Genomic DNA, 22,818 nt, shown 5'->3' on the forward strand with positions numbered 1-22,818 from the left:
GTTTCCCTCCTATTCTTTCATGACGCGCTCATGGATATCGGTGACGACGGAACGAGCAGACTCGATCGCGCCAGCCATCCATGCCGTGATGTAGCTGATATGCTCGCCAGCGAGGTAGACGCGGCGGTCGGGCTTGCACAGTACCGGGTAGTTCGTCTTCCGGTCGTCAGCCGAGTACGAAACCCAGCTGCCCATGTTGTATTTGATCGTCTTCCAGTTAACGGAGAAGGAGGACTCGAATTCATCGAAGTATTGCGGATGGATTTGCGCACCTTGGGTAAGCGCAAGCGCTTCGCGATCCTTGAAGGACAGCGCGCCGATCTTGTCGGCCTTGGCGCCGAAGGCGTAATAGCCGAGCAGAACCCCTTTTTTGGCAAAATAGTTCGTCGGCGGGTAATAGATGGACGAGATGTCCATGTTCGTCAGCGTGTTGCCGCCGAAGATGAGGTCGTCTTCTTCCCAGAACCGTCGCTTGAACTGCAGGCCGATCTTGCCGGCATTCGCGTAGTTCGTATTGTTGATCGCCTTCGTCATCTCGGGCGACAAGTCGTGCTTGATCGTCTTCAGCACCGACAGCGGAATGGTGCAGATGCAGAAGTCGCCTTCTATCTGCTTCACCTCTCCGCTCAGCAGGTCGGTATAAGAGACTTGCACCTTCTCGCCGACATGCTTGATCTCGGATACCTCCATATTGTGCTTGATCCGGTTGCCGAGCCTTTTCTCGAATGCTTTCGGAATCGCGTCGATGCCGCCGACGGGGTGGAACATCATCATCTGCTGATCGTATTCGTACTCGCTGCTGAAGTAGCTCGCGAAGCCGGAATTAATGATCGCTTTCATGTCGAACGGATCTCGGATGACACCGGCGTCAAGGCGCGAGCCCGGTTCATCCTTGTAGCCTCCGCGAGAGGAGCCTTTGTAGAACAGATCGGCGTCCAAGTTGCCTTCGGAACGAAGGTAGGCGACGATCTTTTCCTTCTCCTCCGGCGTAACGGGCAAGTCGAGGCCAGGCTGGTTAATAGCCTTGGCGAGCAGCTCGCTGATATAGCCTTTGGCGTCGGCTTTCGCCGCGCGTTTGCGGATAGGCTTGTTCGAGAGGGAGCTGGGCACATTCTCGTTGTAGTAGTAGGCGCTCTCGTTCACGTTGTTGAACGGCTCCATCTGGATGCCGAACTCCCGGCAATATTCCATCGTCACATGGAACTGCGGAATGCGCATGCAGCCGGCGTTCAGGTAATGGCCGTCGTCGAAGCGGGCGACTTGCTTCTGTCCGCCAACCTCAGTGACGGTCGTGCCGCGTCGTACCGACCAGTTCCGGCCGCCGGTACGGGCGCGGGCTTCGAGAATGGTACAGTCGTAGCCGGCTTTGCCGAGCTCGTAGGCGGCAGTCAAGCCGGCGAGACCTGCGCCGAGGATGACGATCTTCTTGCCGGAGCGGCTCGTGCCTTTCAAGTCCCAGCTGGATGGAGGCGTATATTCCGCTGCCTTCATCGTTTGCGGCGTGAACAGCCCCATCGTGCCCATGACACTGAATAAGGCGGCGGCACCTCCGACTCTGCCCACTGTCGTTAGAAATTGGCGGCGCGACACTTCATTTGGCGTTTCTTTCGTTTCCATTCTCGTTCAGCTCCTTTAGGTGGACCGAGTGTCCGTCTCTGGGGCAAATGTAACATGGAAATTTTCAGTAAATCCAATATTTTGTCAGAAAGTCTAACATAAATAAAATTTATCAATATGAAATATATAATTTATCGATGTGGTGTCGAAGTGCTTGGAACACGCCGTTTCACAACGGTTTGGGGCTGGTTCTCGCATCCAAATCAAGGCATAAAATACCAAAAAACACGTACGACTGGGCATACAGTCCCATTGAACATTCGGATATAAGCTGATATCATCTCGAACCAAGAAGATATTGTGTTAGATTATCTAACATAATTGGGATGGGAGGCAGATGAACGATGCATGAGAAGGTAATGAGCATTGGCACTGTATGCGACCTGACAGGTTTGACGGAAAGGCAAATTCGGTATTACGAGGAGAAACAGCTTATTTTTCCGGTGCGATCGAAGGGCGGCGCGCACAAGTACTCGTTCGACGATGTAGAGAAGGTGAAAGAAATCCATAGCAAGCTGCGGGACGGGTTTCATACGTTCGAGCTGCGCAAAAGCGGAAAGGTGTGCTGCGAATGAGACCGCTGGAGGAAACGATGTCGCTCATTGCCCATCTGACCGAGCTGCGTCGAAGGATATGGCGAAGCTTGGCTGTGCTGATCCTCTCTCTTGGTGCCGGGTTATACCTATCACCCAAAGTACTTCATTATTTGAAAAGCGTTCCGCCGGCATCGAACATGACTTGGAATGTCTTCTCTCCGTGGGACGGATTGCGTTTGTACATGACAATTGCGCTTGTGTTCGCATTGACGATTTCATTGCCGTTCATTCTATATCAGCTGTGGGGATTCGTCCGCGAGGGCCTTCATACGGATGAACGGGCAGCGGCTCTCCGATACGTTCCATACAGCGTAATCTGTTTCCTATGTGGTCTTGCCTTCGGATACTTCATCGTCTACCCGATGAGCTTCGCCTTTACGACGCGGATTACAGAGAGCCTGCAGCTGGTGGAGACTTACGGGGTCGCGCAATATTTTGGCTTCATGTTCAATATTATCATTCCGCTTGCGATTGCCTTTGAATTGCCTGTGATTGTGATGTTTCTAACGAAGATCGGCGTGCTGACACCTCAGGCGCTGCATAAAATGCGGCGCTATGCTTATTTGGTACTCGTGATAGTAGCGAGCCTTATTTCGCCGCCGGAGCTGATTTCGCATATGATGGTGTTCATTCCGCTTGTCGTGCTGTACGAGGTGAGTGTGCTGCTTTCCCGCATCGTGTATGGCCGGAGAAGAAACGCTTCATTAGTAGAGGCATCGGGCGCTTAGTGGAATGATTTGCATATCCTAGACTGAACTTCTTGCGAGTTCGGTCTTTTTTTTGTGTGCCTAAAATAAGCTTCAAAACCACAAACACAACCAAAACCAACTAAAATCAAGAAAATACAATTTCTTAACATGGATTGAATATGTATTTTACAATTCGGATTTACACTAAGGATGTCCTTAAGCGAAAGAACGCTAAGGAACAATAATTAAGAACCATGTGGAGGGAAAGAGAAGAAATGAAGAAGTGGATGGGGACTGCACTAACAACAGCATTGGTCATCTCGGCGCTGACAGCATGTGGAACAAGCAATAACGATGCAAACACGAATTCGGCACAAGCAGCAAACGGGAACAAGCCTGCGACAGAAGCAGCGGCGAATTCGGAAATTACAGTTTACACCGCACTTGAAGACGATCAAATTGGGGCGTACTTAGCTTCATTCAAAGAACAGTATCCGAACATAAAAGTAAACATCGTACGCGATTCCACAGGTATTATCACTGCAAAGCTGCTTGCTGAGAAAGACAATCCGGTAGCAGACGTTGTATGGGGTACAGCGGCAACTAGCTTGCTTGTCCTTGATCAGAACGGAATGTTGGAAGGCTACTCGCCGAAAGGTATTGAGAATGTACTTCCAGAATTTAAAGACACTGGGGAGCCTGCGCACTGGGTCGGCATCGATGCATGGGAGACAGCTTTCGCAGTAAACACAGCAGAGCTGAAGAAGAAGAACCTGCCGATTCCGCAATCTTATGAAGATCTGACCAAGCCTGAATACAAAGGGTTGGTCGTCATGCCTAACCCAGCAGCATCGGGCACTGGCTTCCTGACTGTATCGGGTCTGGAGCAATTGATGGGCGATGCCAAAGCATGGGATTACCTCGACAAGCTCGACAAGAACATCGCGGTTTACACACAGTCCGGTTCTAAGCCAGCGAAACTAGCAGGCACAGGCGAATATCCGATCGGCGTATCGTTCGGCTACCGCGCAATTGAAGAGAAGAAGAGCGGCGCTCCGATCGAAGTTGTATTCCCGAAAGAAGGCTCCGGCTGGGACGTTGAAGCAAATGCGCTCATGAAGAAAGACAACATCAAGCCAGAAGCGAAAGAATTCCTGGACTGGGCGATTTCCGCTGAGCCAATGAAAGAGTACAACAAGAACTACGCGATCATCTCCATTAAGAACGAAGGCGCATCGATACCGGAAGGCTACAAGGCAGATCCAATGAGCCAATTGATCAAGATCGACTTGAACAAAGCGGCAGCTTCCCGTGAAGCGACATTGGCTGAGTGGACGAAGCGTTACGAAGCGAAGAGCGAACCGAAAGAATAATACGATCTAACCAGAAGGAGGAGCGCTGCTTTATGCCACAGACCTATCTATCCATTGAAGGCATCCGCAAAACATTCGGATCATTCACCGCGCTTGAACCTATTCACATTGAGATTCCGAAGAATGAGTTCGTATGCTTGCTTGGACCGAGCGGCTGCGGCAAGACGACGCTGCTTCGATTGATTGCGGGCCTTGAAACGCCAGACGGCGGCCGCATTACGGTGGCGGGCAGGGACATTACATCTCTGCCTCCTTCCAAGCGCCAAGCCGGCATGATGTTCCAATCGTACGCGCTGTTCCCGAATCTGACCGTAGAGCAGAACATCGCCTACGGCTTGCAAGAGAAGAAGATGTCCAAGGCGCAAATCCGGGGCAAAGTGGAAGAAGTGCTCGCGATGGTTGACCTTGAGCATTCCGCGAAGAAGTATCCGTCCCAAATGTCAGGCGGACAACAGCAGCGTGTAGCGCTTGCGCGTGCTGTGGCGATGTCGCCGGACTTTCTGCTGCTGGACGAACCGCTCTCTGCGCTGGATGCGAAGGTGCGCCAGAAGCTGCGCCAAGAAATTCGCCGCTTGCATGAGCAGCTGGGCATGACAACCATAATGGTTACGCATGACCAAGAAGAAGCGCTCACAATGGCAGACACAATCGTTGTTATGAACAACGCGAAAGTCATCCAGGTTGGAATGCCGGAAGAGATTTATGAGCGACCGAACAGCAAATTCGTAGCTGACTTCATCGGCGCCGTTAATTTCGTTGGCGTTGAAGAAGTTCCCGCTGTTGCCATTCGTCCGGAGCATGTAAGCATTCATCTGCAGCCAGTACCGGACAGCAGCGAAGCTATCATTGAGAACCTGGAATTCCGCGGGTCCTCCTATCGCATTACGCTTAAACCGTCGCATTCGCGAGAAATAATCGCAGATGTGAATAGCTCTATGATTCGTCTGCTGGGACTAGAGAAGAACCGCCGTGTTTATTATGAGCTGCCGAGCGAGCATTTGATATATTTCGGTGACGCTCTACCGACTCCATGGGTTGAGGTGGTCGTGTGAGAACGATGATGCTATCGCTCGTGAAGCGAAGAGGAAGTTTTGGCGAACGAGCTGCGATCGTTGCGCTTATCGCCGCGCTCTGCATCATGGTGCTGCTGCCGCTAATCACTTTGTTCAGCAAAGCTTTTGAAGGCAAGACCGGCGAGTTTACGGGCTTAGCCAACTTCGCTCGATATTTTCAGTCACCTGCACTGCTGCAATCGCTTTGGCATACCGCGTTCATCTCGGTGGGAACGGCATGCATCTCCGTCTGTTTGGCATTTGTATTCGCTTATGCGCTCACGCGCACGGGCATCAAAGGCAAGCTGATTTTCAAAACAATCGCACTGCTGCCGCTCTTCGCGCCAACGATGCTGCACGGTATCGGGCTTACTTATTTGTTCGGCAATCAGGGTCTGATTACGAACGGTTTCTTCGGGGCGCTGCCCTTCGAGTGGCATATCGAACTGTATGGCCCTATCGGCATTATGATGGCGGAGGTTATGTACACCTTCCCGCAGGCGTACCTGATCCTTGCCGTCTCACTCGCTTTCGCGGATTACAACCTGTATGAAGCAGCGACGACGATGGGAGCAAGCAAACGCCGCATTTTCTTCACCGTAACCGTACCGAATATCAAGTACGGACTTATCTCTGCAATCTTCGTCTGCTTCACGCTCGCGTTCACCGACTTCGGTGCGCCGCAGGTCGTAGGCGGCAATTACAGCGTGCTGGCAACTGAAATTTATAAGCAGGTCATCGGTCAGCAAAATATGGGCATGGGCGCTACTGTCGGCATCATTCTTATCCTGCCAGCCGTACTTGCCTTCACCGTAGACCGCATCGTATCACGCAAGCAGAATGCGATCAGCTCTAGAGCGCTGCCTTATCGGATTCAGACGAGTCGGCTCAGAGACGGTCTGTTCCTGGCATGCTGCCTCGTACTGTCGGCTTTGATCGGCATCGTGATTTTGACGGTTATCGGCGCATCGCTTATTAAGATTTGGCCTTATAACTTGTCGCTGTCGTTCGTTCATTATGACTTTACCAAAGTGGCAGGCGGCAGTATCCAGCCCTTCTGGACGAGTTTGCGAATGTCGGCCTGGACTGCCGGGATCGGCACGATTGTGACTTTCCTTGGCGCTTATTTAATCGAGAAGACAAGGTCTATGAAGATGCTCCGTCAAGCGGGCTACTTCCTGTCGATTCTGCCCTTGGCGCTGCCGGGGCTAGTCATTGGACTTTCTTATATTTTCTTCTTTAACGAGCGGAGCAATCCGCTGCACGGCATCTACGGCACGATCTGGATTCTCGTGCTGGCGAACATCGCGCATTTCTATGCGGTCTCGTTCGTCACGGCGACGAGCGCGCTGAAGAAGCTCGACAAAGAAATCGAGAGGGCATCGGACGCGATGGGCGTGCCGCAGTACAAGACGCTGCTTCGCGTCACGCTTCCGCTATGCTTGCCGGCTGTGCTGGAAATGGCGATGTATCTGTTCATCAATTCGATGGTAACCGTATCGGCGGTCATGTTCCTGTACGCGGCAGATTTGAAGCTGGCATCCGTATCGGTCGTCAATATGGACGACGCCGGCGACGTTGCTTCGGCGGCAGCGATGTCCGTGCTTATTATGATGACGAACGTTATGGTGCGCCTTGTTTACGAAGCAATCGCGCACTTCGTGAAGACGAAAACTGGGGCTTGGCAGACTAGAAACAGCTAAGGGAGAGATCATAGATGATCAAAGCAGTGATGTTGGACTGGGCAGGCACGATGGTAGACTACGGTTGTTTTGCACCGCTTAATGTATTCGTAGATGTATTCGCCCGCCGCGGCATTGAAGTAACGGTAGAGGAAGCTCGTGGACCGATGGGCATGCTGAAACGAGATCATATTCAAGCGATGTGCCGCATGGAGCGAATTGCCGCTCTGTGGGAAAGCAAGTTTGGCAGAATTCCTTCGGAAGAAGATATTGATGCGCTGTATGCGGATTTCGAACCGATGCTGTTCAGCACGCTGCGCAATTTCGCGACGCCGGTGCCAGGGGCGGTAGAGCTGGCGGCTCGTCTTCGCGAGCAGGGCATTGCGATCGGTTCAACGACGGGGTATACCCGTGCGATGATGGATATTGTGTGCCGGGGCGCGATGGAGCAAGGCTATGCGCCGGATACGCTCGTAACGCCGAATGAAGTGGCGGCTGGCCGTCCTTATCCGTGGATGGTTTACCGCAATGCGGAGCTGCTCGGCGTATATCCGATGCACCGAATCGTGAAAGCGGGAGACACGGTCAGCGATATGCTCGAAGGGGTTAACGCAGGCTGCTGGACAGTGGGCGTTGTGCTCGGCAGCAGTGAGCTTGGCATGTCGGAGGCTGAAGTAGCGGCTTGCGAACCGGAGGAACTGAACCGCCGCAAAGCGGCAGTCGCAGAACGGCTGACTGGAGCAGGCGCGCACTATATTGCAGATTCGATCGGCGAGCTCGATCAGATCATTGCTCTCATCAATGAGCGTCTGACGAAAGGAGAGCGTCCGTAGATGAACAGCGCGGTAGCAAAATCCAATCGTCCGTATTTGCTCCTGACACCAGGTCCGCTCACAACATCGGATACGGTGAAAGAAGCGATGCTCCGCGACTGGTGCACGTGGGACAACGACTATAACAGTCTTGTACAGAGCATTCGCAGCCGTCTCGTTCACTTGGCGACTAACACGCCGGAGCTGTACACAGCTGTACTGATGCAGGGCAGCGGAACCTTCTGCGTGGAGTCGGTCATCGGCAGCGTCATCCCGCGCAGCGGCAAGCTGCTCGTATTGACTAACGGTGCATATGGGAATCGAGTCGCCCAGATGGCCCGCGTCTATAGGATAGATACGTCCGTGCTCGACTTCGGCGAGACAGATCAGGTTCACCCAGCGGATGTCGAGCAGCGTCTGCAAGAAGAAACAGATATTACGCACGTGGCGATTGTTCACTGCGAGACGACGACGGGTATGCTCAATCCTATCGCGGAAGTTGCAGCTATCGCGAAAGCGCATGGCAAGACCGTCATCGTCGATGCGATGAGCAGCTTCGGCGGCATCCCGATCGACGTGCACGAGCTGCAGATCGATTACCTGATCAGCAGCGCGAACAAGTGCATTCAGGGCGTGCCGGGCTTCGGCTTCATTATCGCCCGCACCGAGGCGCTTGCCGGCTGCGAGGGGCAGGCTCGTTCCTTATCGCTCGACCTGTACGACCAATGGTCGGCGATGGAGAAAGGGAACGGCAAGTGGCGGTTCACATCGCCAACCCATGTCGTTCGCGCATTCGATCAAGCGCTGCGCGAATTGGAGCAAGAAGGCGGCATCGATGCTCGATATAAGCGTTATAAGGCGAATCAAGAGCTGCTCGTGAACGGCATGCGTTCGCTGGGCTTCTGCTCGCTGATCAAGAGCAATGTGCAGTCGCCGTTCATCACTGCGTTCTATTATCCGCAAAGCATCGCGTTCAGCTTTAATGAGCTGTATGCGCGGCTGAAAGCAGCCGGATTCGTGATCTATCCGGGCAAAATCAGCGCTGCAGATACGTTCCGTATCGGCAACATCGGTGAAGTGTACCGGGAAGACATCGCAAATCTGCTGCAAATTATCGAGGACGAGTGCTTTTGGTAGCCTGATTTTGCAAGCAGGCAAGTGTCAGAAGAAGGGATTTCCGGATTAAATATCGAAGTTGATGGCATATTGTCGAAAGTTTCAAAGCTTCAGAGCTGAGAGAGGTAAGGGTAGTAGTCATTCTCAATCACCAAGCAAACAAGGGGGCGGCCGCAAATGTCGCTGGTTGGAGAAGAGCGCAAACGGGAAATTCTTGAGCTGATCAATGATGCGGGCAAAGTCTATACGACCGATCTGGTGAACCGCCTTGGCGTCTCCTCCGAGACGATCAGACGTTACTTGGAGGAGCTCGAAGAGGGGAACCGGCTGAAGCGGGTATATGGCGGCGCCGTGAAGATCACGCTCATGAACGAAGAGCCCTCCCTCGTGAAACGGGAAGTGCTCCGTGCAGAGGAGAAACGGCTGATCGGCCGTGCGGCTGCGAGTCTTGTTCAAGATCATGACGTCATCGTCATCGATGACGGTTCGACCTCCCTCCAGATGATTCCGTTCTTGATTTATAAGAAGGGCTTAACGATCATTACGAATTCCATTCAAGGCTTGAACATGCTGATCGATTATCAGAACAAGGAGATGTTCTCGGGCGATGTATTCTTCGTCGGGGGCAAAATGGACCCGCGCCATCACCGCATCTCCGGCTCGCTTGCGGAGAAGTTCATGGAGAACTTCTACGTGAACCGCGCCTTCATCACGATCGATGGCATGCTGCCGGAGCAAGGCGTCACGAGCTTCGATGCGGATCGGGCGCTGCTTGCGCGTAAATTTATGACCAACAGCAAGGAGACAATCGTGCTCACCGACAGCTCCAAGCTCGGAAACAGCAGGCTGTACAAAATCGCAGATTTGAGCGAAGTGGACACGATCATCTGTGAACAGCCGTACCCGGCTGAATGGGCAGCAGCGATGGACAAGCATCAGCTGGAATGGATCGTTGCGGAATAGGCTGCCGCAATAGAAGAGCGAATACAAAAAGCGATCACTGCTGACATGTCAGCCTGATGATCGCTTTTTTTCATCAGTTTAAGAGACCCGTGCTTCGGATGTGGATATGAAAATCGGGTTTGATCGTGATGTCCTTGTATTCGTTTTCCCAATTCATCTTCTTCCACAAGCCGGGCTGCTGTACGCTTAGCAGTCTGCCGATCCCCAAGGCGTCGCAGTCTGCCTGCTGCATCTGCCGGATGACCCCCGCCGCTTGCGCATTAGCGCTCGCGGATAATTTTTTGCCCAGCTGAGCCTTGTCGATGACGCTGCCTAGTTCGCCTGAATCGCTTACTATGGATCCGAAGAGCTCGACCTTTACGGTGCACTCGATGGCGGACGTGCCCTTATCGATCGTGAGTGACATTTTCCGGATTAATTTACGGACTTGGAACGAGATGACGCCGTGCTCAGCCGGGAAATTGAGGGTGGCAATCTTTCCAAGCGTTCCTCTCATAAGCAGCAGGATCGTCGATTCTTCGCCTGACACGGAGACGCCGGAATAGCGACTGCCTTGCATAAGCGCGATTCCGTCGATTGCGAGCGAGGAATTGGTTGCTTTTCGAATCAAAGGCAGAACCAGATCGCTTCCAGGATCATAAACGCCGCTCCATACGGAATAGAGTGTCGGATCCATGACCAATGTTCCGCGGTGCGCACCCTCGAGAATTTGTTTGATGCCGAATGCGATAGGGTTGTTTTCGATTCTCTTGAAGCCTAATATCTCGGACGCTTTTCCTTTGCTGATGAGAAGATGCGCTTCCAGGAATCCTTTAGGGCTGCGAAAAATAGGCTCGAGCGGAGCGAGGATGCCTTTCTTCGCCAGTTCTTCCCCGATAATGATAATGTGGGTTTTGCTGATCTCGACGGTACCGGGCAGCATGTTGTCGATTTTCGAAGCAACGATAGTGGATGAAGCGCCTGCTGCCTTCTTGAACTCATCTTTCACATCAAATTGCCCGCCGCCTTTGCTCTCCAATACAATAGTTCGAACCGAACCTTCCAGTTGACTGTCTTTGCCGGCATCGAAGCTAATTCCGTTGACGATCTTCTTGTTCGTTAGCAGTTGACTGTCCCAACAGGCGCTTAGCGTGAGGCCGATGAGCAACCCGTTCATAACTGTCGCAATTTTTCGCAGGATCATGTGGCTTCAACCTTTTTATTCGGCTTCACGAGAAACGAAGTCAGCAATAACAGCAGCGGTACCGCCGCGATCATAATCAAATAGCTGTATTCCAGCCATTTGCTGAACACGTCCAAGTTTTCTTGCGCGGATAGAATCCAACCGCACGCAAATACGGTTATCGCGCTGAATACGACGAGTTTACGGTAAGATGGCTGTTTCACGGTTAAGCTTTTGCCGGCAATAGCCAGATAACAAACGAGCGTGGCCGTCATCGGGATGATCCAAATTGTCAAGAAGATCAGATCAATCCGGTCGAAGAGTTGGTAGGACAACCCTTTCAGAATATACAGCACCGGTTCATTGACTTGAGTAAGCGCTCCCGGACTCAGTCCGATTTGGCAAATAAAGACGAAATAGGTATAGAAGATCGTCACGAACACATTGCTAAGCGACATTACCCCAATGCCGCCTGAACGTTCTCCTTGTACTTGTGCGACGAAATAGAGGCTCACTTCAAATCCGAGCATGGAGAAGAAGGTTCGTTCGCTGCCTTCCAGAATCGGACTTATGCCGGACTGTCCGAGTGGCAATACATAGGCCAGATGCGTCTCATGCGAGAAAGTTAGAAAGCTGATCAGAACGAGCACGATAAACAGCATGGAGGCGAGAACGAAAAATCTGGCGATGACGCGCAAATTATCACAGGCCAAATAGAGACTCGTCCCGATAATGAGAAGGAAGAGCATCCAGCCCGGAGTGAGCGCCAGCATCCACGTACGAATAAGCTGCACGTACAAGGTGCTCGCATAGGCCGCGATAAGAATGAAGAAGACGTAATAAATCAGGTTCAGCGCTTTTCCTGCGTAACGACCGAGCAGGCTGACGATAATTTGGCTCAGGTTGGCGCCTTGGAATTTCTTAAGCAGCCGCCAATAAATGAGCAGCAAGAGCTGGATGACAGCTCCTGCGAGCAGAACCGAGAGCCAGGAGTCGCCCTTCGCAGAATGTTGGATATCGGATGGCAAGGACAAAAGGCCGATGCCGATCTGGGTTTTGACGATGAGGAAGAATAGCTGCGTTTTCGTAATCGATGCGTTCGCCGTCGCATTCAAGGGCGCTTCCACCTTCCGAACAAAGTCTGCTTAACCAGCCCGTAACTCGGGCTTTGCGATGATTTATTGGTCATCCATAGCGGCAGCCTCAGGAATACGTCCTTGAAGTTCTCTTTTCCATGGAATGGACCAAAAGGGGCAAAATACGGGATCCCCAGCGTCTCAAGCTTGCACAAGTGAATAAAGATCAGCATGAGTATGATGGCGATGCCGAAGAATCCGAAGCAGGCTGCGGCAAGCATCATCGGAAACCCGAGTATCCTTAGGCTTGTGCCGAACTCGTTGATTGGCGTCACGAAGGAGGCGATCGCAGTGAGACCGATGACGACGATCATCGTGTGGGATACCAACTTGGCTTCGACGACCGCTGTGCCGATGACCAAGCCGCCAACGATGCCGATCGTCTGTGCGATCGGTGCAGGAAGCCGAATTGCCGCTTCCTTCAGCAGCTCCAATATGGTCTGCATCACGAACGCTTCTAGTATCGGCGGCAGCGGAACGTAGGTCAGCGATACTTTGACCGAATATAAGATACCGATCGGCAGCACCTCGGAATGGTAAGAGACGGTCGCGATATAGATGGCAGGCAAGCATATCGCCAAGATAAAGCTGATCAGCCGGATGACACGGAAGAAGGAACCTGTAATCCAGCGGCTGTTGTAATCGTCCGGCGACTGGTAGAACGAGAAGAACGTGATGGGCAAGATAAGCACGCTGGGAGTGCCATCCACCATGAGAGCGATTTTACCCTCGAGCAAATACGATGCCGCGCGGTCCGGCCTTTCCGTCTTAAGCGTCTGCGGAAACGGGGAGAGCGGATGCTCCTCCAGCATCTCGTCGAGGTTGCCGACGGAATTCAGATATTCTAGATCAATAGCGTTCAGTCGCTTCTCGCACTCTGCGACGAGCTTCGGATCAGCAATGTGCGCCATAAAGACCATCGCAACCCTCGTATTCGTCAAACTGCCGAGCCTAAAGTACTTCACGGTTAAATCGGGGTTTTTCAGGCGGTTGCGAAGCAGATAGAGATTCGTATTAATGCCCTCGATAAACCCGTCATGAGAACCTTTAACGACTTGCTCGTCCTTGGGCTCTTGGATCGACCTTCCATGAACTTGAGCTGCCGGCAGCAGCATGGCTGCAGCTTCATGCTCCTTGATGATGAGACAATAGCCATCAAGCAGGTATTGCCCAATGTGCACCAAATTGCTCGACTGCTTCGCTTCTGCTGAGTGCAGTACCTGGCCCAGATGTCCTTCATTTGCCGTTACGAGCGGCTCAATGACATTGGTTTGAATCGTTTCCAGCATCGCAAGCGCTTCGATGTGCATGACGGCATAAAGATGCCCATGCAAGGACAGCTTCTGAACCTTGAGATCCTCTGTATGCGACATGTACTGCTGGATTTGGACAATTTGCTGTTCGAGATCGGTAGGCTTCAGCTGCACAGCGGGAATTGCAGCTTGCTTTGGCATATGGCTTTTCCTCTTGACGTTGAACATGCGCGATTCACCACCGATAGCAATCATTTCCTCTATTGTTACCGGGCGGGGCTGGAATTATGAACCGCATATGGAAAAAAGGAGCCGCTCGCCATGCCGGCAGATTGCCGGCGGGAGTGCTCCTTCTTGAATTAGAACGAAATATGAAGGGATTGCTCAGCTTCAATCGTGACGGGCTGTACTAGCAGAACCGTGTTACTATCACGGGCTATCCTGAACTCGGTTGTGATGCCATTCCATTGCACCTGTTTGACAACAGCGGCTTGCTGGGCTGGAAGCTTGAACCGTGTGAGCGGCAGTTTGCCGCCGAGTACATGCAGGCGCGCTCCTTCGGCATCCGCTTCATAAGTACCCCATGCCTTGTCGAGCGACCAGAAAGTGCGGAATAGCTCGCTGCCTTCGGAGCCTTCAACGCTTTCGGAGCTTTCGACGGGTCCGACGTTATGATGCGAATGTTGTGGATGAAAACCAATCATGCCTTGAACCATATCATATTCGAAACCGCTGAACGCTTGGAGCAGCGAGTAGCTTGCCATCGACCGGGCGTAATTGCTGCCGCATTCAATTTCGTTCCACGGATTGCGTTTCTCTCCGTCATAGCGGTCGCGAATGGCCTCTACGATGCGAAGTCCTTCCTCTAAGAAGCCCTCCTGAATCATGTGCGATGCCGCCTGATACTCGAAGCCTGTCATCGTCTCGGAGTTGTAGGTGAGCGGAATGGCCGGCTTGCTTGCGCCTTCAGGCCATGTGCAGATGACGAGCCCGCCTTCATCGTTAAGCGAGTACAATCTCCACGTATTCGATTCCTGCCGCATGCTTGCTTTGAAGTTGTGGCGATACAAGGATTGCAGCGCCTTGCGTGTCTGCGTTTGATCGAAAATCTCGCCGAGTCCGCACAGATTCGCATGCCACTGCGCAACGACCTGATCGATCACGCAGCCTTCGCCGATCTGGTATTTCATCTCGCCAAGCTCGGCATTCCAATAGTAGCAGACGGTCTCCTCGTCGAATTGCTCAAGTACCGACCGATCCTTAATATCGAACCGCTGGATGTAGTACTCGCCGTTGAACAGATGCGTATCGGCCCACTGTTTGCCGGACTCGAAGATACGGAGCCATTCTGCGGCGGTTTCCTGTTCATCCAGGTAAGCAGCCATCTCGGCGCCGGCTTTCAATGCGGCTAAGTAAAAGCCGGTCATCCAGGAATTCGGCCCGTACAGCTCTACGTCCAAGGTATGATGCTGCCTGCCTTCGAGGACGCCTCTCTTCATCGGATCCCAACGATCCTCATTCGTATCCGCCCAAGCATAGGTGATCGATTGCTTCACAGCCGGCCAAATGGAGCGGAGCCAGTCGGAGTCGCCGGATATTTTCCAATCGCGGTATGCTTTGATGACGCCGCCGAATTGACCGTCTGCGCAAGCGCGATAGTTGCTTCGCTCGCGGCCAACAGGGAGCATAAGACGGAAGGACATCCGACCGTCTTCGCGTTTGTTATGCGTGAAATCGAGCTCCCGCATGCTCCGCTCGAGACGCGGGAACAGGAATGGCAATGCGTATGCGTAGTTCCACACATGCGTGCAGGAGCCTTCGCAGCAGCCGGTATCGGCGATGGTTCCCTCGAAGCCGTAGAAGGAACCGTCGGTCAGACGAAGACTGGTTGCCGTCTTCAGGACGGACATGTTCGCAGACACGGCATCCAGTACGACAGGCGGCAGTGTCGAGGCGAACAGCGCTTCTTTGAACTTGAGCGTATCGGCGTAGAGTCGATCCCAGTTGTTGAAGGCGAACGTCGCGCTTTCGCGTGAATCCTGGAAGAGTAAGGCGTAGTAGTTCTTCCAGCTGTTCGCCCCGGTCTGAGCAGGGTTCCAATAGTTGACCACGTTCGGGAAGCTCCAGCTGATGAGGAAGCGGACCTTCTTCTTCTCGCCAGCTGCAAGCGATAGGTGAGCGGTTAGTGATGCGGTATCTTCGTGACGGTCCGGCCTCGGTGCATCGGCCGGGTACTCCCTGTTCTTCAGTGGACCAGGCTGGGTGAAATCATGCCAGAACATCTCGAGGTTGTCGCACCAGCCGCCGCGGTACCAGAACTGCTGATAGCTGCAATCCGCGGCGTTCGTCGCGATTGTAATATCTCCATAGTCGGCGTGATCGGGCGTATATTGCTGCGAGCTCAGCATGAGCGTATGCAGGCCTTGACTTGGATTACCGCTCCTTGGGTTGCCGCTTTCATTCGGCACTTCCCGATATTCGTGCGTTACTTGCCGAGTTGCCTTCGGATTGCCTGCCGATAGACAGATCGTGTAGGTGATCGGCGCGCTGTCCGTGTTCTCGATTTCCCATTCGAAGAATGCCGCAGGGATGCTGGAGTCATCCTCTTGCAGCGGAATGAACGGATTGAACGCGGTAAGCTGGACGTGTCCGGGGAAAGCCTGATCCGCGAATGTCATCTGCGCAAGCGGGAACTCGCCGCGGAATTCGGTCTTCTGGAAATGCGGCATGCCCGCCATCGTCTGGCTCTGCGGTCCGAATCCATATCCAGTGTGCAAAGCGCCGCCGCGAATCGGCTCGCCGACGTAAGGCCCTTGCATGTCGCCGTTCAGCACGCGCGCATCGAGTACGCGGCCATCACGCTCTGCTTTGATTGCAAAGTGGCTAAAACCGTTATAGCTCTTCTTGTTCGGACGGTTGAAGATCTCCCACTCGATGAGCCTGCCATTGCCTGCGAGCCCGATGCTTCCGCTGCCGATGCCGCCGAGCGGGAAGCTGATTTCTCTTGATTTTGCCCCTGTATATACGTGATTCACTAGTCCAACCTCGCTTCATATCGTGGTATACTGATTCAGATGATGTCTTGATCATAATCGATTCGGACATGGATTCCTTTGTATAGAAGCTGTTTTTTCTATGTACAAAACAACTGGAATTATAACGAGGTGACTGCCCTGATGAAGCTTACGGATCATGTCATCGCCCCATATATCCGCAATGCGGGCTATGCGATTCGGCAGCCGTTTCTGCTAGGCGAGAGAAGCCTGCTCGACTATATTATCTTCTACGTGCAGGAAGGGACGTTCGAAATTCAGATCGGCAGCCAGCTGCATACCGTCAGGGAGGGTGAGCTCTGCCTGCTGCAACCAGGCGACGTTCATACGATCCGCGGGATTACGAATACGATTAATCCGTATGTCCATCTGGATTTCTTCTATAATCCGCAGCGGGAAAGCAGTTTCGTCACACGACCGGGACAAGTTGATCTATCGGCTTATCCGGACTATATGCAGCCGAGGCTGCATGCGAGCGATGTATGCCGCATACCGTTCAAGCTCGAGACGGAGCATCATCATACGCTGCGAGATCTAACGCTGAAGATGATCGATAGCTGGGAGCTGCAAACCTATCTCGGAATGATGGAAGCTAATCAGCTCGCGCACGAATGGATCACGATCGTGTTCAAGACGTTCATGAATCAGGAGCGGGGCTTGCGGTCTCCGCGTCCGTTCTTGAATTGGATCACATCGTACTTCGCCTTCCATATCGCGGACCCTATTACGGTGGAGGATATGGCGAGAAGGGCGGGGCTGTCGGTGTCGCGTTTTAACGTGCTGTTCAAGCAGTATTTCGACATGACGCCTTATCAGTACTTAATGAAGCTGCGCATCGAGCATGCCGAGGGATTGCTGCGGGAAGGGATGTCGATGCAGAAGGTAAGCGAGTATTGCGGGTTCACGGATGTGCATCATCTGTCCAAGACGTTTAAGAAGCTGACCGGCGTGAATCCTGGGTATTATAAGAGGCATCTGGAAGCTGGCGGTGGAAGCGGGCATAAGAACAAGAACATAACGGAGGGTTAATAGAACATGAGCAAGCGTTATCGGATTACAAAAGAATATCGAGAGCATGAGAGCGATCGTCAGCCGATTACATTAGAGATGTGCTTGGCCTATTTTGAAACGCAGCCGGATTTCACCTTTGCTTCGGAGCTGAAGGTATCTGGGGCAGACGGTACGACAATGACGATTCCAGGGGACTTCTTCATGTGGAGACATGAGAATGCGCAAATTCCGTTCCGTCACTACGGGGGCGACATCTACGTTTCGGGGAGCAATGATGCGGTCATTCCGCGGATGATGGAAGTTGCGAGCGATCTAATGGCAGATATTGAAGAGGGCTAATTGGTTGGTTTGGAAGGCTGGCGGGGGCAGTTAGAATCCGTCAGCCTTTTTCCATTATTGACGGGAGGAAAAAGCTTCTGAGTGGGGAACTAGATAGTTATTGATTGATTTGTCCAATCGTTAGGGATTCATATTGAACGGTGCAGCCCGTCCCTTGCGGTGACTGAGAAACAACACCAGCCAGGCATTCGTCCGGCAGCTTCATGCCGAAGTACCGAATTTGCTCCCACACCTCGCCATCCGCAGAGTAGAAGAACGTGATGCAATTGCCTTGCCGCACGATGCGCAAGTAGGGCTTCTCTACTTCCACGCGCTCCGAATTGCAATCATCCGACACACCATCGATCGTGACGACAGATACAATGGTCGGGTACCGGCCGTTAAACTCAAAGCACAACTTCGCCCAGTTCCGATCATCCGCCATCAGCATGAGACAGCCAGAGTCGTATTTATGCTTCATCTCTACAGTTAACCGTGTCGTGAGCTCGAAGCTGCTTCCAGCTGTAAAGTGCAGGAATGGCGCGGAGCTTACAATATGCTTGCCTGCAGGGTCCTGGTAGTAATCCGAGTTCGCTGGCGCTTCCACATGAAGACCGCCTTGCTCCGTGTAGCTCCAGTTGGCAGGCTCGTTAGTCCAACGACATGCGTGCGCACTAGCGGTTGTCCATACATTCATCGTTCATATACCCCCTCTTTGGTTGTTCGAGTGCTCACAATAGATGTCGTCGTAGTAGTCATTCTCTTCGCAAGCGCTTACTCCTCTATAAGATTCGTGATGATTCGTGAAAAATCAAACCGAAAGGATGCATCGGCTATGAGACTTGGCGGACCTATTCTACATGGAGGCAAGCTTGACCCGGAGCAGTGGGCGCAGGCGCACGAGGAGCGGCAGTATTCAGCGGCTTATTTGCCGGATTTCGAGGATGCCGCGCTGATTCAAGATTATGCGGGCGCCGCATCGCGGGCGGATCTGCTCATCGCAGAAGTTGGCGCATGGAGCAATCCGCTCAGCGCCGATCCGGAGACAAGGGATCGGGCAATCCGCTTCTGCAAGAAGAAGCTGGAGGCGGCGGAACTGGCAGGAGCGCGCTGCTGCGTGAACATTGCCGGTTCCCGCGGCGAGCAGTGGGATGGGCATGATCCGGCGAACTTGACCGAAGAGACATTCGAGCTCATCGTCGAAACGGTGCGCGAGATCATTGACCATGTGCAGCCGCAGCGGACATACTACACGCTCGAAATGATGCCGTGGATGTATCCGGACTCCGCCGACAGCTATTTGAGACTGATAGAAGCGATCGATCGGAGAGCTTTTGCCGTACATATCGATCCCGTCAATCTGATTGCTAGCCCGCAGCTGTACTACGGGAATGGCGCATTGATTGAGCATTGCTTCTCGAAGCTCGGACCTTACATAAGGAGCTGCCACGCCAAGGACATCATCATGAGCCAGCAGATGACCGTTCATCTAGATGAGACGAGACCGGGTCTTGGCAAGCTTGATTACGCGCAATATTTGCGTCAGCTCGCGAAGCTGGATGGCGATATCCCGCTCATGCTGGAGCATCTGGAGAGCGAAGCGGAGTATCGGCTCGCGGCAAACCATATTCGCATGGTGGCGAATGGGATAGGGGTTCGGGTGAAGTGAGGCGCTATTGACCGATCAATCTCGTGTGTGCGCACTCCCTATATAGTGATATTGTTCTATCGGAAATCGGCGAGGGGATTTGAATTGTGTTAAAATAATATTGTTGAAGCCGATGGAGGTGGAGGAAATGCGCTGGCAAGAAGTCCAGGAATTGCTCCCAGAAGAGTGGGTTGTCTTAGAGGCGACGAAGGCCCATTCTGTGGAGGGATTTCGCTACATCGATGAAGTTATTGTCATCGATAAATGCGCTGATTCTACTGAAGCTCTTCGTCGCTACAGCGAACTGCATCGGCAAGAGCCAGAACGTGAATATTGCTTTTTTCATACTTCTCGACCGGAATTAGTAGCGAGAGAACGCTACGTTGGAATTCGAGGGCCGAGATTCAATTAGCCATAGCATGAAGAACCCCGACCGAGTGAGGTCGGGGTTTAGTTTTATCATTTTTCTCCCTTGTTACCATTTTTCTATTCATGTAAATGAAAGACAACCTAAACGTGACGCTCGTGATATAATCTTGTTTAGTGCAAACTTGAAAGCGTCTACAAAGTAACATATGGATTTCGAGGGGAATTTTACGTCAAGGGAGTCGATTATCGATGGACGTCGTTTACCAATTTGAAGAAGTAGCCAGACTTCCTTTGCCAGGGGATAACTGCGCTGTTGCGATTCGCCAATTGAATGCGGGTACCGTCATTCAGTATGAGAACCAATCCATTGTTTTGGATTACACCGTTATGGAAGGCCATCGGTTTGCGGTAAAAGCGATCGCGCCCGGCGAAGAGCTGCTGTCGTGGCAGTTGCCTTTCGGCGTGGCACTTCAGCCGATCGATCCCGGCCACTATGTCATTAACGAAACCGTTCTGCAAGCGCTCAGCGTGCGTAAGCTGGCATTCGCGCTGCCGCCTGTGCCTAATTTCGCGGATCAAGTTCATCCTTATATTCTGGATGAGGAGAACTTCCAACCGGCTCCGGCATCGCCAGCCTATACGGAGACGCGCACCTTTATGGGGTATCGCCGCCATGAAGATCGCGGGGTTGGTACGCGGAACTACATTGTCCTGCTTGGCACCACCTCGCACACGGGCAGCTATGTGAAGAAGCTTGCCGGTCGTCTTCAAGACGAATGCAAGAACTATTCGAATATCGACGGGATTGTTCCCGCTGCTCATACGGAGGGCGGTACTTCGACGCTGAATAACGAAGAATTGCTGCTGCGTACGCTCGCCGGTTTTATGGTCAATCCGAATGTTGGTGCAGTTTTACTCGTTGATTACGGCAATGAATCGGTCACGAACAAGATGGTGGAAGAATACGCACGCGAGCATAGCTACCGGATTGATGATGTGCTGCATAAGTTCGTATCGCTTACAGGAACGTTCGAAGAGGAACTGGTTAAAGGTGAAGCGTTGGTACGGGGGTGGCTGCCGACGGTCAATGCGATGCAGCGTACGCCTGAATCGATCAGCCACTTGCGGATCGGCTTGCAGTGCGGTGGTTCGGACGCATTCTCCGGCGTCTCCGCGAATCCGCTGCTCGGCTGGGTTTCGGAAGAACTGGTGCGCTACGGCGGTGCAGCTAGCCTGGCCGAAACCGATGAGCTGATTGGCGCGGAGCCTTATGTTCTGTCGAAAGTGCGAAATGTGGAAACCGCGCGCAATTTCCTGGAGCTTGTGGATCGATTCAAGGAGCGCACGTCATGGCATGGCACCAGCGCGGAAGGTAATCCTTCCGGCGGCAACATGTATCGCGGCTTGTACAACATCTATCTCAAATCCATTGGCGCCGCAATGAAGAAAGACCCTGCAACGCGGATCGATTTTGCAACCGAGTACGGGGAGCTTATGAAGGATGGCGGCTACTATTTCATGGATAGCCCCGGAAATGACCTGGAGAGCATCGCCGGACAGGTAGCCGCAGGCTGCAACATGATCTTCTTTACAACAGGTAACGGATCGATAACGAATTTCCCTTATGTGCCGACTGTTAAGGTGGTCACGACCACTCGCCGTTTTCAATTGCTGTCGAACGATATGGACGTGAACGCAGGGCAATATCTAGAAGGCAAGTCGATGGATGAGCTGGGGGAAGAGGTATTCGAACTCGCGATTCAGATCGCCTCCGGTCAGCGTAGTGTTGGCGAGAAAGCTGGCCATGCCCAGGTGCAAATTTGGCGTAACTGGCAGCAGAGCGATGCAAGCCAGCTGCAAACGCTGCTGAATGCTCCTGCGCCTTCGCGCGTACCAATTGAAATTCAAGATGATACGGGTTCGACGGCTAAGCCGATCCAATTTACTTTGACTCGCCATCGGGATCGGCAGTCCAGTGACAATATCGGCTTGATCGTACCGACGAGCCTTTGCGCCGGACAGGTAGCGGGCATGATTACACAGCGGCTGAACGGGCAAGGAACAGGGGAGTCCGGTCTATCGGGTTTTGTCTCATTGGCGCACACAGAGGGCTGCGGTACCTCGGGGGGACCAGCCGAATCGCTCTTTGCCCGCACGATGATCGGCTACATCACGCACCCGATGGTCGAGCATTGTTTGCTGCTTGAGCATGGCTGCGAGAAAACGCACAACGATTATATGCGCCATCAGATGGAAGTGAACGGCGTTGATGCGAGCCGGCTCGGGTATGCCAGCATCCAGCTTGACGGCGGAATTGCCAAGGTGAGCGAGAAGGTTGAAGCTTGGTTCGCCGAACGATTGGCCGCAGCAGCGCCTGCGGAGAAAGTGACAGTCGGACTTGAAGGACTGCGAATCGGAATCGTGAGCGACGGTGCCATTAGCGACGATGCCGGCGAGCAGCTGGCAGCGCTGACCAAGATGATTGTCGGTGCAGGAGGTTTGGTCGTCGTTCCAGAGAATAGCGGGTTGCTTGCTGCGGCGGCATTCAGCGAACATCTGTTTACGACGCCTCAAGTTCAGCCTTCCATAGCCTATGGGGAACATGTTCAGCATAATGGATTCCATGTTATGGAGACACCAACAACCCATTGGGTGGAGACGATTACGGGACTTGCAGCCACTGGTGTTGAAATCGTGATCGCGCTGATCGGCAATCGTCCGATGCAGACGCATCCGTTCGTTCCGATGCTGCAGATTACTTCGGAGCAGGCTTTGCTGCAGAAACATGAGCAAGATGTCGATTTGGTGCTCTCGGGCAGCCCGGCTTTATGGACAAATCAAATTCTAGAGCTCAGCAAACAAGTATTGGAACATACTTATGCGCCACGTCTCTATCAGCAAGGCAATACCGATTTCCAATTGACGCGAGGCTTTCTGGGCGTCTCTCTGTAACTTAGCCATTTTATGA

19 protein-coding genes are annotated in these 22,818 nt (G+C 52.8%); 13 read left to right on the forward strand and 6 right to left on the reverse strand.

Annotated features, from left to right (window positions below; translation table 11 throughout):
• Positions 1–9: 9 nt before the first annotated feature.
• Positions 10–1,617, reverse strand: a complete 1,608-nt coding sequence (locus A8990_RS21175; protein WP_116191048.1) for a flavin monoamine oxidase family protein — start codon at positions 1,615–1,617, stop codon at positions 10–12.
• A gap of 344 nt (positions 1,618–1,961) precedes the next feature.
• On the opposite strand from A8990_RS21175, the gene A8990_RS21180 reads away from it, so the two are divergent.
• The 8 genes from A8990_RS21180 (at position 1,962) to A8990_RS21215 (ending at position 9,900) form a co-directional block, all read left to right on the forward strand.
• Complete coding sequence (locus tag A8990_RS21180) at positions 1,962–2,192, forward strand: MerR family transcriptional regulator (protein ID WP_116191049.1); 231 nt, start codon at positions 1,962–1,964, stop codon at positions 2,190–2,192.
• Positions 2,189–2,941, forward strand: coding sequence for a twin-arginine translocase subunit TatC (tatC, locus tag A8990_RS21185; RefSeq protein ID WP_116191050.1), 753 nt, complete (start codon positions 2,189–2,191; stop codon positions 2,939–2,941). Before A8990_RS21180 ends, tatC begins: the two co-directional genes overlap by 4 nt.
• 236 nt (positions 2,942–3,177) lie before the next feature.
• Positions 3,178–4,275, forward strand: coding sequence for a putative 2-aminoethylphosphonate ABC transporter substrate-binding protein (locus A8990_RS21190; protein ID WP_116191051.1), 1,098 nt, complete (start codon positions 3,178–3,180; stop codon positions 4,273–4,275).
• A gap of 32 nt (positions 4,276–4,307) precedes the next feature.
• Entirely contained in the window at positions 4,308–5,327 is a 1,020-nt protein-coding gene (locus A8990_RS21195; RefSeq protein WP_116191052.1) for an ABC transporter ATP-binding protein, read from the forward strand.
• Between the two features lie 5 nt (positions 5,328–5,332).
• Positions 5,333–7,030 carry a putative 2-aminoethylphosphonate ABC transporter permease subunit gene (locus tag A8990_RS21200; protein WP_245996141.1) on the forward strand — a complete coding sequence of 566 codons (1,698 nt, stop codon included), beginning with the start codon at positions 5,333–5,335 and terminating at the stop codon, positions 7,028–7,030.
• A 14-nt stretch (positions 7,031–7,044) separates the two neighbouring features.
• Positions 7,045–7,842, forward strand: a complete 798-nt coding sequence (phnX, locus tag A8990_RS21205; protein WP_116191053.1) for a phosphonoacetaldehyde hydrolase — start codon at positions 7,045–7,047, stop codon at positions 7,840–7,842.
• Positions 7,843–8,958: a 2-aminoethylphosphonate--pyruvate transaminase gene (phnW, locus tag A8990_RS21210; protein WP_116191054.1), complete on the forward strand. Its 1,116-nt coding sequence runs from the start codon at positions 7,843–7,845 to the stop codon at positions 8,956–8,958.
• A 156-nt stretch (positions 8,959–9,114) separates the two neighbouring features.
• A complete protein-coding gene (locus A8990_RS21215; protein ID WP_116191055.1) occupies positions 9,115–9,900 on the forward strand; it encodes a DeoR/GlpR family DNA-binding transcription regulator in 786 nt (261 codons plus the stop codon).
• A gap of 73 nt (positions 9,901–9,973) precedes the next feature.
• On the opposite strand, the gene A8990_RS21220 is transcribed toward A8990_RS21215, so the two are convergent.
• The 4 genes from A8990_RS21220 to A8990_RS21235 form a co-directional block, all read right to left on the reverse strand.
• Entirely contained in the window at positions 9,974–11,083 is a 1,110-nt protein-coding gene (locus tag A8990_RS21220) for a Ger(x)C family spore germination protein (RefSeq protein ID WP_116191056.1), read from the reverse strand.
• Complete coding sequence (locus A8990_RS21225) at positions 11,080–12,177, reverse strand: GerAB/ArcD/ProY family transporter (RefSeq protein ID WP_181909697.1); 1,098 nt, start codon at positions 12,175–12,177, stop codon at positions 11,080–11,082. The genes A8990_RS21220 and A8990_RS21225 overlap by 4 nt, the downstream gene beginning before the upstream one ends.
• On the reverse strand, positions 12,174–13,652 hold the full coding sequence (locus A8990_RS21230) for a spore germination protein (RefSeq protein WP_181909698.1): 1,479 nt from the start codon (positions 13,650–13,652) through the stop codon (positions 12,174–12,176). Before A8990_RS21230 ends, A8990_RS21225 begins: the two co-directional genes overlap by 4 nt.
• 158 nt (positions 13,653–13,810) lie before the next feature.
• Positions 13,811–16,486 carry a GH116 family glycosyl-hydrolase gene (locus A8990_RS21235; RefSeq protein WP_116191059.1) on the reverse strand — a complete coding sequence of 892 codons (2,676 nt, stop codon included), beginning with the start codon at positions 16,484–16,486 and terminating at the stop codon, positions 13,811–13,813.
• 141 nt (positions 16,487–16,627) lie between these two features.
• Between A8990_RS21235 and A8990_RS21240 the strand changes: the two genes are divergently transcribed.
• A complete protein-coding gene (locus A8990_RS21240; RefSeq protein WP_116191060.1) occupies positions 16,628–17,533 on the forward strand; it encodes an AraC family transcriptional regulator in 906 nt (301 codons plus the stop codon).
• Between the two features lie 6 nt (positions 17,534–17,539).
• A complete protein-coding gene (locus tag A8990_RS21245) occupies positions 17,540–17,854 on the forward strand; it encodes a hypothetical protein (RefSeq protein ID WP_116191061.1) in 315 nt (104 codons plus the stop codon).
• 97 nt (positions 17,855–17,951) lie between these two features.
• Here A8990_RS21245 and A8990_RS21250 read toward each other — a convergent pair whose 3' ends face one another.
• Entirely contained in the window at positions 17,952–18,530 is a 579-nt protein-coding gene (locus A8990_RS21250; protein ID WP_116191062.1) for a DUF1349 domain-containing protein, read from the reverse strand.
• Positions 18,531–18,668: 138 nt separating this feature from the next.
• Between A8990_RS21250 and A8990_RS21255 the strand changes: the two genes are divergently transcribed.
• From A8990_RS21255 to A8990_RS21265, 3 genes are all read left to right on the forward strand, one after another.
• Complete coding sequence (locus tag A8990_RS21255; RefSeq protein WP_116191063.1) at positions 18,669–19,502, forward strand: sugar phosphate isomerase/epimerase family protein; 834 nt, start codon at positions 18,669–18,671, stop codon at positions 19,500–19,502.
• 127 nt (positions 19,503–19,629) lie between these two features.
• Complete coding sequence (locus tag A8990_RS21260) at positions 19,630–19,893, forward strand: hypothetical protein (protein ID WP_116191064.1); 264 nt, start codon at positions 19,630–19,632, stop codon at positions 19,891–19,893.
• Between the two features lie 206 nt (positions 19,894–20,099).
• On the forward strand, positions 20,100–22,802 hold the full coding sequence (locus A8990_RS21265; protein ID WP_116191065.1) for a UxaA family hydrolase: 2,703 nt from the start codon (positions 20,100–20,102) through the stop codon (positions 22,800–22,802).
• The last annotated feature ends 16 nt before the right edge of the window (positions 22,803–22,818 follow it).

The sequence above is a fragment of the Paenibacillus taihuensis genome, from assembly GCF_003386535.1.
Lineage (GTDB): Bacteria > Bacillota > Bacilli > Paenibacillales > Paenibacillaceae > Paenibacillus_Z > Paenibacillus_Z taihuensis.

Bases quoted from the DNA above. Each gene is read 5' to 3' on its own strand.
- A8990_RS21220 (WP_116191056.1), bottom strand. From the start codon at position 11,083: ATGATCCTGCGAAAAATTGCGACAGTTATGAACGGGTTGCTCATCGGC.
- A8990_RS21215 (WP_116191055.1), top strand. From the start codon at position 9,115: ATGTCGCTGGTTGGAGAAGAGCGCAAACGGGAAATTCTTGAGCTGATC.
- A8990_RS21190 (WP_116191051.1), top strand. From the start codon at position 3,178: ATGAAGAAGTGGATGGGGACTGCACTAACAACAGCATTGGTCATCTCG.
- A8990_RS21230 (WP_181909698.1), bottom strand. From the start codon at position 13,652: ATGCCAAAGCAAGCTGCAATTCCCGCTGTGCAGCTGAAGCCTACCGAT.
- A8990_RS21245 (WP_116191061.1), top strand. From the start codon at position 17,540: ATGAGCAAGCGTTATCGGATTACAAAAGAATATCGAGAGCATGAGAGC.
- A8990_RS21240 (WP_116191060.1), top strand. From the start codon at position 16,628: ATGAAGCTTACGGATCATGTCATCGCCCCATATATCCGCAATGCGGGC.
- A8990_RS21200 (WP_245996141.1), top strand. From the start codon at position 5,333: ATGATGCTATCGCTCGTGAAGCGAAGAGGAAGTTTTGGCGAACGAGCT.
- A8990_RS21255 (WP_116191063.1), top strand. From the start codon at position 18,669: ATGAGACTTGGCGGACCTATTCTACATGGAGGCAAGCTTGACCCGGAG.
- A8990_RS21265 (WP_116191065.1), top strand. From the start codon at position 20,100: ATGGACGTCGTTTACCAATTTGAAGAAGTAGCCAGACTTCCTTTGCCA.
- A8990_RS21180 (WP_116191049.1), top strand. From the start codon at position 1,962: ATGCATGAGAAGGTAATGAGCATTGGCACTGTATGCGACCTGACAGGT.
- phnX (WP_116191053.1), top strand. From the start codon at position 7,045: ATGATCAAAGCAGTGATGTTGGACTGGGCAGGCACGATGGTAGACTAC.
- phnW (WP_116191054.1), top strand. From the start codon at position 7,843: ATGAACAGCGCGGTAGCAAAATCCAATCGTCCGTATTTGCTCCTGACA.
- A8990_RS21195 (WP_116191052.1), top strand. From the start codon at position 4,308: ATGCCACAGACCTATCTATCCATTGAAGGCATCCGCAAAACATTCGGA.
- tatC (WP_116191050.1), top strand. From the start codon at position 2,189: ATGAGACCGCTGGAGGAAACGATGTCGCTCATTGCCCATCTGACCGAG.
- A8990_RS21175 (WP_116191048.1), bottom strand. From the start codon at position 1,617: ATGGAAACGAAAGAAACGCCAAATGAAGTGTCGCGCCGCCAATTTCTA.
- A8990_RS21250 (WP_116191062.1), bottom strand. From the start codon at position 18,530: ATGAATGTATGGACAACCGCTAGTGCGCACGCATGTCGTTGGACTAAC.
- A8990_RS21260 (WP_116191064.1), top strand. From the start codon at position 19,630: ATGCGCTGGCAAGAAGTCCAGGAATTGCTCCCAGAAGAGTGGGTTGTC.